19 protein-coding genes and 1 pseudogene are annotated in these 15686 nt (G+C 67.5%); 11 read left to right on the top strand and 9 right to left on the bottom strand.

Annotation, left to right across the window (positions count from 1 at the left end; translation table 11 throughout):
- Positions 1–19 precede the first annotated feature (19 nt).
- The 3 genes from AC3WS6_RS17045 to AC3WS6_RS17035 form a co-directional block, all read right to left on the bottom strand.
- Positions 20–943 carry a formate/nitrite transporter family protein gene (locus tag AC3WS6_RS17045; RefSeq protein WP_492502199.1) on the bottom strand — a complete coding sequence of 308 codons (924 nt, stop codon included), beginning with the start codon at positions 941–943 and terminating at the stop codon, positions 20–22.
- A gap of 248 nt (positions 944–1191) precedes the next feature.
- Positions 1192–1473, bottom strand: a complete 282-nt coding sequence (locus AC3WS6_RS17040) for a hypothetical protein (RefSeq protein WP_492502198.1) — start codon at positions 1471–1473, stop codon at positions 1192–1194.
- Positions 1474–1570: 97 nt separating this feature from the next.
- Positions 1571–1885, bottom strand: coding sequence for a DUF7882 family protein (locus tag AC3WS6_RS17035; RefSeq protein WP_492502328.1), 315 nt, complete (start codon positions 1883–1885; stop codon positions 1571–1573).
- Positions 1886–2032: 147 nt separating this feature from the next.
- Here AC3WS6_RS17035 and AC3WS6_RS17030 point away from each other — a divergent pair.
- A pseudogene (locus tag AC3WS6_RS17030) lies at positions 2033–3107 on the top strand (YihY/virulence factor BrkB family protein).
- Positions 3108–3122: 15 nt separating this feature from the next.
- Here AC3WS6_RS17030 and AC3WS6_RS17025 read toward each other — a convergent pair.
- Complete coding sequence (locus AC3WS6_RS17025) at positions 3123–3839, bottom strand: TetR/AcrR family transcriptional regulator (RefSeq protein ID WP_492502197.1); 717 nt, start codon at positions 3837–3839, stop codon at positions 3123–3125.
- A gap of 52 nt (positions 3840–3891) precedes the next feature.
- Positions 3892–5238, bottom strand: a complete 1347-nt coding sequence (locus AC3WS6_RS17020; protein ID WP_492502196.1) for a D-alanyl-D-alanine carboxypeptidase family protein — start codon at positions 5236–5238, stop codon at positions 3892–3894.
- 190 nt (positions 5239–5428) lie between these two features.
- Here AC3WS6_RS17020 and AC3WS6_RS17015 point away from each other — a divergent pair, with 190 nt between their 5' ends.
- The 4 genes from AC3WS6_RS17015 to AC3WS6_RS17000 are packed head-to-tail and all read left to right on the top strand — an operon-like array spanning position 5429 to position 9313.
- Complete coding sequence (locus AC3WS6_RS17015; protein ID WP_492502195.1) at positions 5429–5641, top strand: heavy-metal-associated domain-containing protein; 213 nt, start codon at positions 5429–5431, stop codon at positions 5639–5641.
- Positions 5638–6552, top strand: coding sequence for a DUF8832 domain-containing protein (locus AC3WS6_RS17010; protein ID WP_492502194.1), 915 nt, complete (start codon positions 5638–5640; stop codon positions 6550–6552). The genes AC3WS6_RS17015 and AC3WS6_RS17010 overlap by 4 nt, the downstream gene beginning before the upstream one ends.
- A 5-nt stretch (positions 6553–6557) precedes the next feature.
- Complete coding sequence (locus tag AC3WS6_RS17005; RefSeq protein ID WP_492502193.1) at positions 6558–8828, top strand: heavy metal translocating P-type ATPase; 2271 nt, start codon at positions 6558–6560, stop codon at positions 8826–8828.
- A 47-nt stretch (positions 8829–8875) separates the two neighbouring features.
- The gene (locus AC3WS6_RS17000; protein WP_492502192.1) at positions 8876–9313 is read left to right on the top strand and encodes a hypothetical protein; all 438 of its coding nucleotides are present in this window, start codon (positions 8876–8878) and stop codon (positions 9311–9313) included.
- 33 nt (positions 9314–9346) lie between these two features.
- Here AC3WS6_RS17000 and AC3WS6_RS16995 read toward each other — a convergent pair whose 3' ends face one another.
- Both AC3WS6_RS16995 and AC3WS6_RS16990 read right to left on the bottom strand, forming a co-directional pair.
- Positions 9347–10228, bottom strand: a complete 882-nt coding sequence (locus AC3WS6_RS16995; RefSeq protein ID WP_492502191.1) for a CPBP family intramembrane glutamic endopeptidase — start codon at positions 10226–10228, stop codon at positions 9347–9349.
- Positions 10228–10545, bottom strand: a complete 318-nt coding sequence (locus tag AC3WS6_RS16990; protein ID WP_492502190.1) for an NIPSNAP family protein — start codon at positions 10543–10545, stop codon at positions 10228–10230. The genes AC3WS6_RS16995 and AC3WS6_RS16990 overlap by 1 nt, the downstream gene beginning before the upstream one ends.
- A 62-nt stretch (positions 10546–10607) precedes the next feature.
- Between AC3WS6_RS16990 and AC3WS6_RS16985 the strand changes: the two genes are divergently transcribed.
- Both AC3WS6_RS16985 and AC3WS6_RS16980 read left to right on the top strand, forming a co-directional pair.
- Positions 10608–10865 carry a hypothetical protein gene (locus tag AC3WS6_RS16985; protein ID WP_492502188.1) on the top strand — a complete coding sequence of 86 codons (258 nt, stop codon included), beginning with the start codon at positions 10608–10610 and terminating at the stop codon, positions 10863–10865.
- Positions 10862–11314, top strand: a complete 453-nt coding sequence (locus AC3WS6_RS16980) for a BLUF domain-containing protein (protein WP_492502187.1) — start codon at positions 10862–10864, stop codon at positions 11312–11314. The genes AC3WS6_RS16985 and AC3WS6_RS16980 overlap by 4 nt, the downstream gene beginning before the upstream one ends.
- Positions 11315–11324: 10 nt before the next feature.
- Here AC3WS6_RS16980 and AC3WS6_RS16975 read toward each other — a convergent pair whose 3' ends face one another.
- Complete coding sequence (locus AC3WS6_RS16975) at positions 11325–11699, bottom strand: GAP family protein (RefSeq protein WP_492502186.1); 375 nt, start codon at positions 11697–11699, stop codon at positions 11325–11327.
- Positions 11700–11765: 66 nt separating this feature from the next.
- Between AC3WS6_RS16975 and AC3WS6_RS16970 the strand changes: the two genes are divergently transcribed.
- Genes AC3WS6_RS16970 through AC3WS6_RS16960 form a run of 3 tightly spaced genes read left to right on the top strand, consistent with a single transcriptional unit; the run spans position 11766 to position 14393 of the window.
- Positions 11766–12518, top strand: coding sequence for an LLM class flavin-dependent oxidoreductase (locus AC3WS6_RS16970; RefSeq protein WP_492502185.1), 753 nt, complete (start codon positions 11766–11768; stop codon positions 12516–12518).
- A gap of 16 nt (positions 12519–12534) precedes the next feature.
- Positions 12535–12732 (top strand): hypothetical protein, encoded by a 198-nt coding sequence (locus AC3WS6_RS16965; RefSeq protein WP_492502183.1) that lies wholly within the window; start codon positions 12535–12537, stop codon positions 12730–12732.
- Positions 12729–14393, top strand: a complete 1665-nt coding sequence (locus AC3WS6_RS16960) for an alpha-amylase family protein (protein ID WP_492502182.1) — start codon at positions 12729–12731, stop codon at positions 14391–14393. Before AC3WS6_RS16965 ends, AC3WS6_RS16960 begins: the two co-directional genes overlap by 4 nt.
- Positions 14394–14395: 2 nt before the next feature.
- Here the strand turns inward: AC3WS6_RS16960 and AC3WS6_RS16955 are convergent, their stop codons facing one another.
- Positions 14396–14719, bottom strand: coding sequence for a DUF7882 family protein (locus AC3WS6_RS16955; RefSeq protein ID WP_492502181.1), 324 nt, complete (start codon positions 14717–14719; stop codon positions 14396–14398).
- 111 nt (positions 14720–14830) lie between these two features.
- Here AC3WS6_RS16955 and AC3WS6_RS16950 point away from each other — a divergent pair, with 111 nt between their 5' ends.
- Entirely contained in the window at positions 14831–15676 is an 846-nt protein-coding gene (locus tag AC3WS6_RS16950; RefSeq protein ID WP_492502180.1) for a helix-turn-helix transcriptional regulator, read from the top strand.
- The last annotated feature ends 10 nt before the right edge of the window (positions 15677–15686 follow it).

Raw genomic sequence — 15686 nt, 5'->3', positions numbered from 1 at the left:
TCCGCCCCCTGTCTTCTCATCACACCCGAGACGGCTCACGCTCCGCACGGGCGGTGTTCTGGCCGATCGCGGGCGCGCCCGCAGCCGGCGCGTCGACGACCGCGAGGAGGGACCGACGCTGCGCTGCACGTGCCTCGCGCGCCTTTCGAGCCTTCGGGCGGCCGTGCGTGAAGTAGATCGGCAATCCGACGAAGACCAGGCCGCCCACGAGGTTCCCGACGACGGTCGGCAGCTCGTTCCAGACCAGGTAGTCCCACACGGTGAAGTCGGCACCCATCAGCAGCCCCGACGGGAACAGGAACATGTTGACGATCGAGTGCTCGAAGCCCATGTAGAAGAACAGCATGATCGGGAGCCACATCGCGACGATCTTCCCGATCGTGCTGTCCGACACCATCGCCAGTACGACACCCGTCGACACCATCCAGTTGCACAGCACGCCGCGGATGAAGAGCGTCAGCATGCCGGCCGCACCGTGATCGGCATACCCGACGGTTCTGCCGTGCCCGATCTCGCTGATCGCCTCGCCGACGGCGCTCGGCGCCGTCGAGAACCCGTACGTGAAGTAGATCGCCATGAGGATCGCCACGAGGAACGCGCCCCCGAAGTTGCCGAGGAACACGAGCCCCCAGTTGCGCATCAGCGACCCGACCGTCGCACCGGGGCGTCGGTCGAGCACCGCGAGCGGGCCGAGCGTGAAGACGCCGGTCAGCAGGTCGTAGCCGAGCAGATAGAGCATCACGAACCCGACCGGGAACAGCACGGCGCCCAGGAGCGGTTGACCGGTCTGCGTCGAGACCGTCACGGCGAAGGCGGCCGCGATCGTGAGCAGGGCCGCGCCCATGAAGGCACGGATGAGGGTGTCGCGAGTGGACAGCTGCAGTTTGTAGGCACCGGCGTCGACCATGCGGGTCGCGAGCTCGGCTGGCTTGATGTAGGACACATGACCTCCACGGGACGGGAGCACGAATGCTCAGCTGCATCGAGCATGGAGGACCGGCGTTTCGGGCAGCGACGCGCGAGGTTACGGCTGTGGAGCAAACCCTTCACTTCGCCGACCCCGCGGTGTGAGATGTCCGTTCGCGACACGCCGACCCTCACCGATCCCGCGAGAGGAAGCGCAGAGGTGATCAGCTCACCGCCGCATGCAGGCGCTGCGGTTCGGTCCGCATGGGAGTGCGGACCCCGCTGTCAGAGAAGGTCGAAGTACCCGCCGTAGGGCGAATCGGTGTCGCCGGTGTCGCGCGCGTCGAACTGCACGGTGGCGACGCTGATCGAGACACGAGAGGTCGGGGTGATCAGCACCCGCATCGTGCGGTTGCCGACGATGGTGAACGTCACGAATCTTCCCGACGTCGCGGTTGCGGCTTCGATGCGCGTCATGAGGTTGTCGAGGTCCTGATCCTGCGACAGCAGGTTGGCCATGCCGTCGATGACGATCTCGGTCTGAACCATTGTCTGCACGTCACTCATGCTCCCATATCATCGCCCTCGAGCGACCCGCGCTATGCGGTTGACAAGACCACGTCGGTTCCTCGACCGACATGGTGGCGATTGCCCCGCGCCGCACCTAGCTCTCGGGCGTCTCGAGGACTTCGTCGACGAGCGTGATGCCACCGGAGCTGTTGGCGGACTGCATGAGCGCTTCGATCCACTTCATGTTGAGTTGTGGAGTCGTCGGCTCCGAGAAGGTGAACCGGAGCGGGATCGACGGGTGGATCCAGATCGTGCTGCGCCTCTGCACGTCGCCGTCCGCGTGCTGCCACGACAGCGTGAAGGACTCCTGACGGCGCAGCTTGGTCGCGATGACGACCTTGAGGTGCGCGAGAGCGCGCTCCTCGACGTGGATCGCATCGTCGGAGTCACCGTAGTGAAGAGTGCCCATGTTGCCCGATGTCCCTTTGCTCATGACGACCGCGCCGCGGAGGAGAGGTTTACACCGTAAGCCTAGCGGTGACAAGCCCCCTCGCTGCTGCACCATGGTGGCCTATAACGGTTGCCACCGATCCGCTCGGGTCGGTCACGATGAAGGATTCGCCATGCCCCGTCCTGCACCCGCCGCCGACCGCAGCGCCCCGATCCCGAAGCGGCAGGCAAGCCGGACTCGCCGGACGACCTGCACAAGCGCTCCTGGAAGTACGTGCTGCAGAAGACGATCCGCGAGTTCTCCTCCGACCAGTGCACAGACATCGCCGCCGCACTGACGTACTACGCCGTGCTCTCGCTCTTCCCGGGTCTCATCGCGATCTTCTCCCTCCTCGGCGTCTTCGGTCAGGGACAGGCCGCGAGTGACGCGGTCCTGGACATCGTCGAACAGGTCGCTCCGGGAGACACCGCCGACACCATCCGAGGACCCATCGAGCAGATCGCGGGATAACCGGCCGCGGGGTTCGCGCTGATCACCGGAATCATCCTCGCGATCTGGTCGGCATCCGGGTACGTCGGAGCGTTCAGCCGCGCGATGAACCGCATCTACGAGATCGAGGAGGCGCGCCCCTTCTGGAAGCTGAAGCCCGCGCAACTGCTGGTCACCGTCATCGCCATCGCGCTGCTCGTCATCGCCGCGGTGATCCTCGTCGTGTCGGGACCGGTGACCGAAGCGCTGGGCAGCGCTCTCGGGCTCGGCTAGGTTCCCCAGACGATCTGGTCCATCGTGAAATGGCCGGTGCTCGCGTTCGTCGTCGTGCTGATCGTCGCGATCCTCTATTACGCGACTCCCAATGCGAAGCAGCCGAAGTTACGGTGGATCAGCATCGGCGCGCTCATCGCCATCGTCGTCCTCGTGCTTGGCACCGTCGGCTTCGGACTGTATGTCGCCAACTTCTCGAACTACGACCGCACGTACGGATCCCTCGCCGGGATCATCATTTTCCTGCTGTGGCTGTGGATCGCGAACCTCGCCCTGCTGTTCGGAGCGGAGTTCGACTCCGAACTCGAGCGCGGTCGCCAGCTGCAGGCCGGGATCTCCGCAGAGGAAGAAATCCAGCTGCCCCCCGCGCGACACTCGCAAGAGCGACAAAGCGGCGAAGAAGGAGCAGGAGGACATCGAGGAAGGCCGCAAGATCCGCATCGACGCGAGCGCCGGGAAGACCGACGACAACGACTGACCCGGCCGCGACCCGTCAGCGGCTGATGTCGGCGCTCAACCGGTCGAGGAGGACCTCGAGCGAGATCTCGAACTCCTCCTCGCTGCGGTCCTCGCTCAACAGGGGGCGAAGGCGCAGCACCTCGGGCGCGTTGGCCAGGTCGACCTGGCCGTCGCGCTCGGGGACGTCGGCGCCGCCCTCGTCGAGCGGAGCTCCGACGGGAGCGGTGTCGGCGCCGTGGACGGCGGACTCCAGAAGGAGCTGCCCGAGAAGGAAGCTGCTGAACGAGCGATAGGTGCCGACGGCCTGCGCGTCGGTGAATCCGAGGCCGATGAGCGTGCGCAGGAACAGATCGACGACCTCCACACTGCGCAGCGGCGGACGCAACCAGGGTGCCGCCGGGTGCCGGCTCGCCACGAGGGGAAAAGCGCGCGGATGCTGGGTCGCGATCCGGCGAACCCGGTGCGCGACCGTCTGCAAGAAGCCCTGCCAGTGGTCCGCGAGCTCATCGTCGAGCGTGTCGGTGAGGTTGCCCATCAGCGAAGCGACAACCCCTTCCAGCAGGTCTTCCCGGCCGTGGACGTAGCGGTAGAGCGACATCGCCTCGACCCCGAGCTCCTGTGCGAGTGAGCGCATCGACAGGTTCTCAGGACCCGTGCGGTCGATCTGCTCCAGTGCCGTCCGAATGATGAGCTCTCGGCTCAGCCGACCCGCCGACGAACCTGATGGGGTGTTCCGAGATCGCTCCGGCATGCTCACACGCTACTCGCATCGCATCGCAGCGCGGCGGCGGTCGCCGTCGGAGTCAGAGGAGTTCGGACGGGTGGGTGAGCCGCCACCACTCGGTGGGCGGATCGATGGTCCCCACGATCTCCACGGGCGCGGTGACGGTGTTCGGCCCCGCTGTCCAGGTGATGCTCCCCACGACGCTGCCGTCACGGTACGCGGGCGGGGCGTCGATGGACATCGTCAGCTCGATCGGCGTGTCCGACCAGGTGAAGATCTCTGCGTCCTCTCCAAGAGCCAGCGTCGCGGTCTCGCCCCACGGCGTCGAGATCGATCCGACTTCTTGACCCGCGGTCGCGACCGGCACCTGGTGGAAACCGGCGCGGATGCTCTCGAGCCCGGCGACGACCGTGGCGTTCACCGACTCACGCGATGCTCCGCCGAGCACGACGCCGGTGACGGCGAGCGGCGCGGCTGCGCCCACATCCAATGTCGACGTGTACAGCAGGTTGTGTGCGCCGTCGCCCAGGTTCCCGGTCTTCAGCCCCGTGATGCCGGCTGTTCCGAGCAGGCCGTTGGTGTTCTGCAGCCGACCCGCGCCGGGCACCGAGGTCGATGAGGTCGCCACGATCTGAGCGATCGCGGGATGCGCGGCGGCGAGCTTCGCGATGGCCAACAGGTCGGCCGGTGTGCTCGTGTTGCGCGGACTGATTCCCGTGGGTTCGACGATCGTCGTCCCGGTGAGACCGTGGGCTGCGAGCCAGTCGCGCGTCGCGCCGAGGAAGGCGCTCTGCGACCCGAAGATCCGCGACGACAGCGCGTCGGCGTAGTTGCTCGCGGAGGGGATGAGCATGGCCGCGAGAGCATCGTGCAGCGACATCGAGGTGCCGGTGGGCATCGGAGCGATGGTCGCGCCCAGCACGTAGTACTGGTCGTAGAGGTCGTGGTCGGACTTGCTGAACGTGATGGTCGGCCCCGGGTCGTCCGCAGACGAGAGTGGCGCCGCGTCGAGGATGACGAGGGCGGTGATGAGCTTGGTGATGCTGGCGATCGAGAGCGGTTCGCCCGTTCCTGTCGCCGACCAGGTCGCGCTCGCCGTGTCTCCCAGATAGGCATCGGCACCGGCGATGCTGATCGCCGTCGCTGCCGCCGTGGGAGTGGGGATGACAGCGGGGGCGCCGACCGCGATCTGCGGCGCGCGAGCGGCCACCTCGGGCGGATTGACCGGCGCAGTGAGCGCCCACCCGATGTAGCCGCCGGTCGCCGCCAGCAGCAGCACGATGCAGGCGGCCGTGATGATGAGTCCTCGTCGCCTGCGTCTTCTGCGCGTCGCCGGATCGATCCGATCGCCGTCGAACTCCTGCTCGCCCGCCATGAGGTCTGCGAAGTCGGAGAGTTCGTCCACCGGCTGACCGGATGCCGTCATCGAGAGCCTCTCATCGCGCCGCACCTGTCGCTCGCATTCCGCCGAAAAGCCCATCTTCTCGTAAGTCCCCAGGCCCCGGTATCGGCCGTTCGGGGGACAAACGGGGCCGACATGACGGGAATACCCGGGCAGGGTATACACTTGAACCAGATACCCCCCAGGGGTACTACCTGAACGAGAAGGAGACATCATGACCACGAACGAATTCCAGGTGACGGGGATGACCTGCGGGCACTGCGAGATGTCGGTCCGCGAAGAGGTGGCCGAGGTGCCCGGCGTCGACGACATCCGGGTGAGCGCCCAGACCGGCAGGCTCGTCGTCACGGGCTCGGACTCGCTCGACGACGCGAAGATCCTGGCTGCCGTGGCAGAAGCAGGGTACTCGGCGGTGCGGACGGCATGAACGCCGGTGCACGACTCGCCGTCTACGGCATCGGGCTGCTCGTCGCCTTCGGCGCGGCCTTCGGCCTGGCGAAGGTGATCGTGCCGCCGAGCGCCGTCAGCGAATGGACGAAAGGTGCAGAGATGAATGAACACGAAGGGCATGGGGTTTCGGCCACAGCGCCCGCTGACTCAGCCGACGCGGCGACTGCTGCCCTGAAGGGCCTCTCGCTCAGCAGCGACGGTTTCGTGCTGTCGCCGGTCGTCGCTCCCTCGGGAGTGGGCGAGGCGGGGGAGCTGAGCTTCCGGATCACGGATGCCGAAGAGGCCCCCGTCACCGACTACCAGACCGCACACGACAAGGAACTGCACCTGATCGTGGTGCGTTCCGACGGAAGCCTGTTCCGCCACGTCCATCCGACGATGGATGAGGCCACCGGCACGTGGTCTCTGCCGTGGGAATGGACCGAGCCCGGCACCTACCGCGTCTTCGCCGACTTCACGCCGGCGGCGGATGCCGCCTCCCTGACCCTCACCCGCACCGTCCAGGTGGCCGGCGATTTCGCGCCTGTGGTGCCCGAGCCGACTCGAGTCGCGAACGTCGACGGCTTCACGGTCTCCCTCGACGGCGACCTCCAGGCGGGGACGGTGAGCGACCTCGTGCTGACCGTCACGCGCGATGGTCAGCCGGTCACGACGCTGGAGCCGTACCTGGGTGCGTTCGGTCACCTCGTCGCCCTGCGCGACGGCGACCTCGCCTACCTGCACGTGCACGCCGAGGGCGAAGAGCCCGGCGTGGGCGAGACGTCCGGTCCCGAGATCGCGTTCGCCGCCGAAGCCCCGACCCCGGGTCGTTACCTGCTGTACCTCGACTTCCAGGTCGACGGCCAGGTGCACACCGCCGAGTTCGTTCTCGACGCCGGAAGAAGCTGACGCACATGAGTACATCAGCACCCCTCGACCTGGGGTCGGGCGTCGAGCTCGAGATCGGCGGGATGACCTGCGCCTCCTGCGCTATGCGGATCGAGAAGAAGCTGAACAAGCTCGAGGGTGTCGTGGCCACGGTCAACTACGCGACGGAGAAGGCGAAGGTCACGGTCCCCGAGGGGTACGACCCTGCGCTCCTGATCGCCGAGGTCGAGAAGACGGGGTACTCCGCGGCGCTCCCCGCTCCGAAGCGCGGGATGAGCGATACCGAGACGGCCGGTGAGCCCGGCGACGCGGATCCCGAGCTGCGGTCGCTGCGCAACAGGCTGATCGGCGCGATCGTGCTGACTGTCCCCGTGATCGCGATGGCGATGATCCCCGCACTGCAGTTCACATACTGGCAGTGGGCCTCGCTGGCACTGGCCGCTCCGGTGATCGTCTGGGCGGCGTGGCCCTTCCATCGGGCGGCGTGGATGAACCTCAGGCACGGCACGGCCACGATGGACACGCTCATCTCGATGGGCACCTCGGCGGCGTTCCTGTGGTCGCTCTATGCGCTGTTCTTCGGAACGGCGGGGACGCCCGGAATGACGCACCCGTTCGAGTTCGCTCTGGCGCCCTCCGACGGGGCGGCGAACATCTACCTCGAGGTGGGTGCCGGCGTGACGATGTTCATCCTGGCCGGTCGGTACTTCGAGAAGCGCTCGAAGAAGCAGGCCGGTGCGGCCCTGCGGGCCCTCCTCGAGCTCGGCGCGAAAGAGGTCGCCGTGCTGCGCGGCGGGGTCGAGACGAAGATCCCCGTCGAAGATCTGCAGGTCGGTGACGAGTTCATCGTGCGTCCCGGCGAGAAGATCGCCACCGACGGTGTCGTCGTCTCGGGCACGTCAGCCGTCGATGCGTCGATGCTCACCGGCGAGGCGGTGCCGGTCGAGGTCGCCGAGGGAGACGCCGTCACGGGGGCCACGACGAACGTCGGGGGACGGCTCGTGATCCGCGCCACCCGCATCGGCTCCGACACACAGCTGGCGCAGATGGCCCAGCTCGTCGAAGACGCGCAGACCGGCAAGGCGGAGGTGCAGCGACTCGCCGATCGGATCTCGGGGGTGTTCGTGCCCATCGTGATCGCGATCGCGGTCATCACGCTCGGCGGTTGGCTCGGCGCAGGATTCCCGGTGACGGCCGCCTTCACAGCGGCGGTGGCCGTGCTGGTGATCGCGTGTCCCTGCGCTCTGGGATTGGCGACGCCGACGGCGCTGCTCGTCGGCACCGGACGCGGAGCGCAGCTGGGCGTGCTCATCAAGGGCCCGGAGGTTCTCGAATCCACCCGCAGGATCGATACCGTCGTCCTCGACAAGACGGGGACGGTCACGACCGGCAAGATGACACTCGTGGGCGTGTTCACCGAGGACCGCACGGATCGTGCGGAGCTGCTCCGACTGGCCGGCGCGCTGGAGGATGCCTCCGAGCATCCGATCGCGCAGGCCATCGCCAAGGGGGCGACGCAAGAGGTCGGCGCACTGCCGACGCCCGAGGACTTCGCGAACATCGAGGGAAAGGGAGTTCAGGGCATCGTCGACGGCCATGCCGTACTCGTCGGACGGGACTCCCTCCTGGCCGAGTGGTCACAGAATCTGAGCCCAGAGCTCGCGGCGACGAAGGCCCGCACCGAGGCCGACGGTAAGACCGTCGTCGCGGTCGGGTGGGACGGGCAGGCGCGCGGCATCCTCGTCGTGGCCGACACCGTCAAGCCCAGTAGCGCCGAGGCGATCGCCCAGCTCGCGAACCTCGGATTGACGCCCATCCTGCTCACCGGCGACAACGAGGCCGTGGCCCGACGGATCGCCGCAGAGGTGGGGATCGATGAGGTCATCGCCGAAGTCCTCCCCGAAGACAAGGTCGACGTGGTCAGGCGCTTGCAGCGCGAGGGCAAGACGGTCGCGATGATCGGCGACGGCGTCAATGACGCTCCGGCCCTCGCCCAGGCCGATCTGGGGCTCGCGATGGGCACGGGAGCGGATGTCGCCATCGAGGCATCCGACATCACCCTGGTGCGCGGAGACCTGCGAAGCGCGGTCGACGCGATCCGGTTGTCGCGCAAGACGCTCGGAACCATCAAGACGAATCTGTTCTGGGCCTTCGCCTACAACGTCGCGGCGATCCCCGTCGCGGCGCTCGGGATGCTGAATCCGATGCTCGCGGGCGCGGCGATGGCACTGTCCAGCGTCTTCGTCGTCGGCAACAGCCTGCGTCTGCGCGGTTTCAGGAGCATCACGACGCCGTGACGTCGGCGCCGCGGGTTCACGCGCCGGGCCACAAGTATGCTCGCGGCATGGATCAGATGCGGCCTTTCGATCAGGGGGAGTGGGAGGCGCAGCGCCGGGCGCAGCGATGGCGGCGCGCGATGTGGACGGTCGTCATCGTCGGCATCGTGCTGTTCGGGCTCTTCTATGCCGCACGCGTGGGGTGGCTGTCGATGATGGCCACGGAAGGCGATGTTCCTCCGGCGTCGGCGGTTCCGCTGCCGGCGGGAGCCGAGATTCTCGGCGAGAGCATCGGATGCGGAAGTGGGGGATGCTCGGTGACTTTCACTGTGCGGCCTCCCGGCGGACAGTCGCCGCATGCGCTCGCGGAGAAGATGGGCGCCACGCCGCAGCTGTCGGTGCCGGGAGACTTCTGGGACCCTCGGACGGTATGGGTCTCGGCGAGCCCGGCCGGCAGCGTGCTCAACCTGATCGTCGACTACTGGTCGTCGGAGTGGGTGCCGTAGGCGCTCGACCGGATCACTTCTCGCTGCGCACCCTCAGTCTCGCGGGTGCGCGACGGAGGCCGGCTCCGACGAGCGGCTCTTCCGGTTGCGGCGGCTTTCTCGAATCACGCTGATCACGCTGACCGCGAGGAGGATCACGAGAACGACCTGTACGTAGCCCATCGCCGTGGGGTCGGAGTCGGCTGCCGCAGAATGCGGGGCGGGCACGGCCGCGGCGGGGAGTCCCACGTCAGAACCGACGTAGAGCACCCAGTCCGTCAGGGCATGGACGAGCATCCCGACCCAGAGGCGTCCGGTGACACGTCGGACCCAGTAGTAGGTCGCGCCTGCTGACAGGAGCCCGGCGACGTTGAAGGCGATGATGAAGAGCGGCAGCCCATCGAACAGATACGCAGGAAGATGGGCGAGGGAGAACACCACGCACGTGATCACGAACACGGAGAACTCGCCGAAGCGTGCGCGAACAGCAGTGAGCAGGACTCCGCGCATCACGAGCTCCTCACCGAATCCGACCATCAGGGTGCCCAACGCCACGACGGCCAGGAAGCCGAAGGTGCGCTCGCCCCAGGGAACGTCAGCCAGCTCGAGCAGCAGAACCGTGACGGCCAGCACCGGGATGGCGATCAGCCACCACCGCCGAGGGGTGAGGGTCGGGGTCGGGGGTTCCCTCCACACGTCGGAGCCCCAGCCCGCCCAGCGGAGGAAGAGCAGCACGCCCGCGATGCCGACGGCGAGTGGGATGAAGTGGCCGAGCGCGAACTCGGCCAGGGGGTCGTCGTCGTGGGCCAGACCGCCGATCAGATTGCCGAGACCCCACGCGCAGAGCACGTAGAAGACGACGACTCCGAGTGCGAGCCAGATGGAGCGCGGCCGGGCAGTTCGGCTCGTCGCCGCTGTGCGCCCTCCGTGTGACATCAGTCAGCGTCCGCAGAGAAGACCGGACTCAGGAACCGGCGCTCGTATCGGCGGATGCACTGCGTTCTGCGTGCGAGCTCGAAGGCCGCGACGCACTCGGGATCGGTCTTCGACGCCGTGCGGTAGACCTCGTACTCGGCCAGGGAAGGGAACGTGAAGAGCGCGAATGCCTCGTCGCTGTCGCCCTCGCTCGGCATGAAGTAGCCGTGGTGGGTTCCGCCGTGCTTCGCCACCAGTCGGATCCACGCCCGCCCGTACTCGGTGAAGTCCTCGAGCTTGTCGGGGTCGATCTCGTAGCGCAGGTGGACGGTGATCATGACGCTCATCCTTGCAGAGCGCGTGCTGAGCCCGGCCTCGATCCCGAATGTACGCTGAAGGCATGGATGATCAATCGCCGTCCCCGGCCCGCCCGCTCTGGGCGAGCGTGGCCGACGGCTTCTACGTGGGCAGCCGTGAGGGCTCCTTCCTCGGCTACGTCGACCGCCAGTCGGACGGTGCGTGGCGAGCGTTCGACGCCGCTTCGCGCTCGGTCGGCGATTTCGCCGACCATCATGCGGCGATGGCCGCGGTGACGGACACCGTCACCGTCGGAGCGCAGTCCGAACGTATCGAGCCTCAGCGAGGGGATGCCGGATGACCGAGAAGAATCCACTCGTCTCTGTCGTGTACTGCAGCAGTGCGACGCGGCCCTTCCGTGCCGAGGAACTCGGCGATCTGCTGGAAGCGAGCCGGGCCCACAACAGCGAGCACGACATCACCGGGATGCTGCTGTACCGCAGCGGAGAGTTCGTGCAGATCCTGGAGGGCCCGCGGTCGGGTGTCGACGCGCTGATGGAGAAGATCGGCCGGGACCCGCGGCACACCGACGTGCGTGTGCTGATCGAGGAGCCGCTGCACGAGCGGCGCTTCGCGGACTGGACGATGGGATATCAGTCCCTCGTGGCTCCGCGACCGGAGATGCTCGAGGGGTACCGCGACTCCTTCGACGACCTTCGCGTGGGTGACCACGACATGATCGGCCGAGCCATCATGGAACTCACGCTCTGGTTCCGAGTACGTGAGTCGGGTGCGCTCCGTCCGCACTGAGTCGGCCGCGTCAGAAGCTCCCGATGCCCTTGCCGATCGTGACCACTCCGATGACCAGCAGGAGAACCGTCATCACGGTGGCGTTGTTGTGCACGAGCCAGGTGCGCAGTGCATCGAGCGGCCCGGTCATCTTCTGCGCGGCGACGAGATAGGCGACCACCGGCAGCGCGACGGACGAGGCGGCGATCACGGTGAAGACGACGATGACGACCGTGGTCTCGCTGCTCGACAGGTTCTCCGAGCCGATCGCGACACCCGCGCCGATGCCCATCAGCAGGGTGAACACCACGACGGCGACGACGATGCCCAGCACCCATCCGACGAGGAAGCCCACGCTCGTGCTGCGGGCCTTCGGCGAGAGCAGCCCTGGCAGCGGGCATCGCATTTTTCCAGAGTCGGAGCGGGGTGTCCACCACTGCCGCCGCGGGCTGTTCGTTGTCAGACTCGGCGCATGGTGTTCATCGGATTCCACGCGTCGCACGAGCAGATCCCACCGAGCGCCCTTCTCGAGGCGGTGATCGGGGCGGAGCGCGCGGGGTTCGACGGGGCGATGTGCTCCGATCATCTCGCGCCCTGGACCACAGCTCAGGGCGAGTCGGGTTTCGCCCTCAGCTGGATCGCCGCCGCGCTCGCCCGCACCCGCTTCTCGATCGGCATGGTCAATGCTCCCGGGCAGCGCTACCACCCGGTGATGATCGCCCAGGCGTTCGCGACCCTCGAGGAGATGTTCCCCGGCCGCTTCTGGGCGGCGATGGGCAGCGGCGAGGCCGTCAACGAGCACGTCACGGGCGACGGGTGGCCCGACAAGAGCATCCGCAACGAGCGACTGCGCGAGAGCGTCGACGTGATCCGCCGCCTGATCGACGGCGAAGAGGTGGATCACGACGGACTGGTGCGCGTGCATCGGGCGCGCGTGTGGAGCAGACCCGCCGAACCGCCGCCCCTCTTCGCGACGGCCGTGAGCGCCGAGACGGCGGAATGGGCGGCGTCGTGGGCGCAGGGTCTCGCGACGGTCGCCCAGGAACCGGCCGCGCTGCAGCGGGTCGTCGAGGCCTATCGCTCGGCGGGAGGCACGGGCCCCTGCATCCTGCAGGTGCACCTCAGCCTGGCGGAGAGCGACGGCGCGGCGTTCGCGATCGCACGCGAGCAGTGGCGGAACGGTCTGCTGGCACCCCCCCGTCACCTGGGATCTCGAGCAGCCTGAGGACTTCGAGGCCGCAGTGGACGGGATCGACGAGGAGGGGCTGCGCGACTCCGTGCTGATCGACCACGACACCGCCGCGCTCGCCGGTCGCATCGCCGATCTCGTCGAGATCGGGTTCGATCGCGTCTATCTCCACCACGTCGGCACCGAGCAGTCGCGATTCCTCGATGCCGCTGCATCCGAACTCATCCCCGCCCTGAAGGAGCGACTGTGAAGATCACCGACACGAGTGACCTCTGGTGGAAGACCGCGGTGATCTACTGCCTCGACGTCGAGACGTTCCTCGACTCGAACGGCGACGGCGTGGGCGACCTGCAGGGCCTCGCGCAGCGCATCGACTACCTCTCGCAGCTCGGGGTCACCTGTCTGTGGCTGATGCCCTTCTATCCGACGCCCGACCGCGACGACGGCTACGACGTCAGCGACTTCTATGGGATCGACTCACGACTCGGCACCCACGGCGACTTCGTCGAGGTGATCCGCACCGCACGAGACCGCGGGATGCGGGTGATCGTCGACCTGGTCATCAACCACACCTCCGATCGGCATCCATGGTTCCTCGCCGCGAAGCGCAGCGTGGATTCCCCCTATCGCGACTACTACGTGTGGCGCGACGACGCACCCCCGAAGGGGCAGAAGAACGCCGTCTTCCCGGGGCAGGCGAACGGCATCTGGGGCAAGGACGAGAAGTCGGGGCAGTGGTATCAGCACAGCTTCTACGAGCACCAGCCCGACCTGAACATCGCCAATCCGCGGGTGCGGGATGAGATCGCGAAGGTGATCGGGTTCTGGCTGCAGCTGGGAATCTCGGGTTTCCGTGTCGACGCGGTGCCGTTCCTGCTCGAGATCCCCGAGGGCTCCGGCATCCCCGAGCCGCACGATCTGCTGCGCGACATCCGCCGCTTCCTGCAGCGCCGCTCGAGCGAGGCGATCCTGCTCGGCGAGGTGAACCTGCCCTACGACACGCAGGAGCAGTACTTCGGCGGCGACGATGAAGACGAGCTGACCATGCAGTTCGATTTCGTCGGGATGCAGTCGCTGTACCTGTCGTTCGCCCGTAAGGATCCGGCGCCTCTGATCGCGGCGCTGCAGGCCCGACCGGTGCTCGGCGCGGAGGTGCAGTGGGCGAACTTCCTGCGCAACCACGACGAGCTGACCCTCGACAAGCTCACCGACGGCGAGCGCCAGGAGGTGTTCGAGGCGTTCGCGCCCGACGAGCGTCAGCGCGTGTTCGGTCGAGGCATCACCCGCCGCCTTCCTCCGATGCTCGAGGGTGACCCCCGTCGCATCCGCATGGCCTACAGCCTGCTCTTCACCCTGCCGGGCACTCCCGTGCTGTTCTACGGCGAGGAGATCGGCATGGGCGAGAACATCGAGATCCCCGGCCGCGAAGCCGTGCGCACGCCGATGCAGTGGTCGGTCGACAAGAACGGCGGGTTCTCGGATGCCGCGCCCAGCCGACTCGTCGCTCGGCCGCCCTCCGACGGCTACGCGCCGGAGCACGTGAACGTCGCCGCGCAGCTGGGCGACCGCGAGTCGATGCTGTACTTCGTGCGGGCGCTCACCTCGGCATACCGGATCTCGCCGGAACTCGGCTGGGGAACGCTCGAGATCATCGACCAGCCGGCCGCCTCGCTTCTGGTGCACTCGCTCGCGGCAGACGTCGGCAGGATGATCGCCCTCCACAACTTCGCGGAGGTGCCGGTCACGACCTCGTTCCGGGTGCAGGACGAGCCAGACGGAACGAGACTCGTCGATCTGCTCGATCCCGCGCAGATCGCACTGGGGCCGCACGGCGAGGTCGAGCTGGAGGTGCCGGCATACGGCTATCGCTGGCTGCGTGTGTCACGCCCCGGCGACGGCCGTGTGACCTGAGGCTACGCCTCGACCGGCTCCAGCGTCTTCTCCGCGGGCTCGGGGACCAGATACAGCCCGGAGGGCGCGTTCGCGGTGAAGGCGAGTGCATGGACCCAGGCGGGGTTGATACGTGGATGCTGGGATGAGTCGAACTTGAAGACGAGATTCGTCCAGGGGTGGATCCACACGGTGGTGCGGCCGCCGCCGATGCTGGGGTCGTCTTTCCATGTGAAGACGAAGGGTTCGGCGATGCGGAGTTTGCCGAGGATCGCGAGCTGCAGATGTGCGAGTGCGCGGTCGTCGTAGGTCGTCTTCAAGGATCCGTCGACGATGAGTTTTCCCATCAGGGTGCCTTCCTGTAGGGGAGTCGGAAAGGTGCTTCCGACGGTACTCGCCGCTCCGCTCGACGCGGTCCGATTGTCCGATTCGCGCAGTCATTCGTCGCGGCGCGGTTCGTGACCCGCACGAACGAGGTGGATGTGCTTCAGAAGACGACGTTCGAGACGCATGACCGCGACGCCGCCATGCAGGCGATGTCCGAGTCGGTGGGCAGCCGACTCGTCACCGACGGTTCCGGCGAACTCAGCCTGCGCACCGAGGTCACGGTGAGCGATGTCGTCACACCCCAGCACGTCGCCACCCGGGGAGAGACGATCCACACCCCCACGCATCTCGTCTGCGAGTTCACCGTCTCCCGCGGGGAGTTCACGATCACCTCGCTGCCCGGGGCCGCGGTGCGCGATGTCGCCCGCGAGGTCTTCGTGGACGCGCAGGCCACGCTCGATATCGACTCGGTGCGCCCGGTGTCGGCGGAGATGGATCGGCTGTGGCAGGCGAACCTCGCGTTCTACCGCGAGCACATCCTGCAGCCCGAGATGTACGACAACGCGCTCGTCCGGCAGGAAGCCACGAGGTCGCTCCTGACGACGGCGATCCTCGCCTTCGGCCTGCACCGGCCCGGCGAGCGGAGCGCCGCCCCGTCGGCGGCGGCACGGCGAGCCCGCCTGTACATCGACGAGCACCTGCACGAGCCGATCACCGTGCACGACATCGCGGTCGCCGCCCGCCTCAGCGTGCGAGGGCTCCAGTACGCGTTCGACCGTGCGTACGGCGAGCCGCCCATGACGTATCTGCGATCGGCGCGGCTGTCGGCCGCACGTCGTGACCTGCTCGCGGCCGATCCCGAGTACGACGGCGTGGGCGACATCGCACGGCGCTGGGGGTTCGCGCATCTCGGTCGCTTCTCGAGCACGTACCGGGACACCTACGGGGAGAGTCCCCGGGTGACGCTGGCGTCGTAGGAGGAGATCG

It is taken from the genome of Microbacterium sp. EB106-03-03-XG65, from assembly GCF_058791955.1.
Note: the sequence above shows the minus strand (reverse complement) of the source record. Positions and strands in the feature narration are given on the sequence as shown.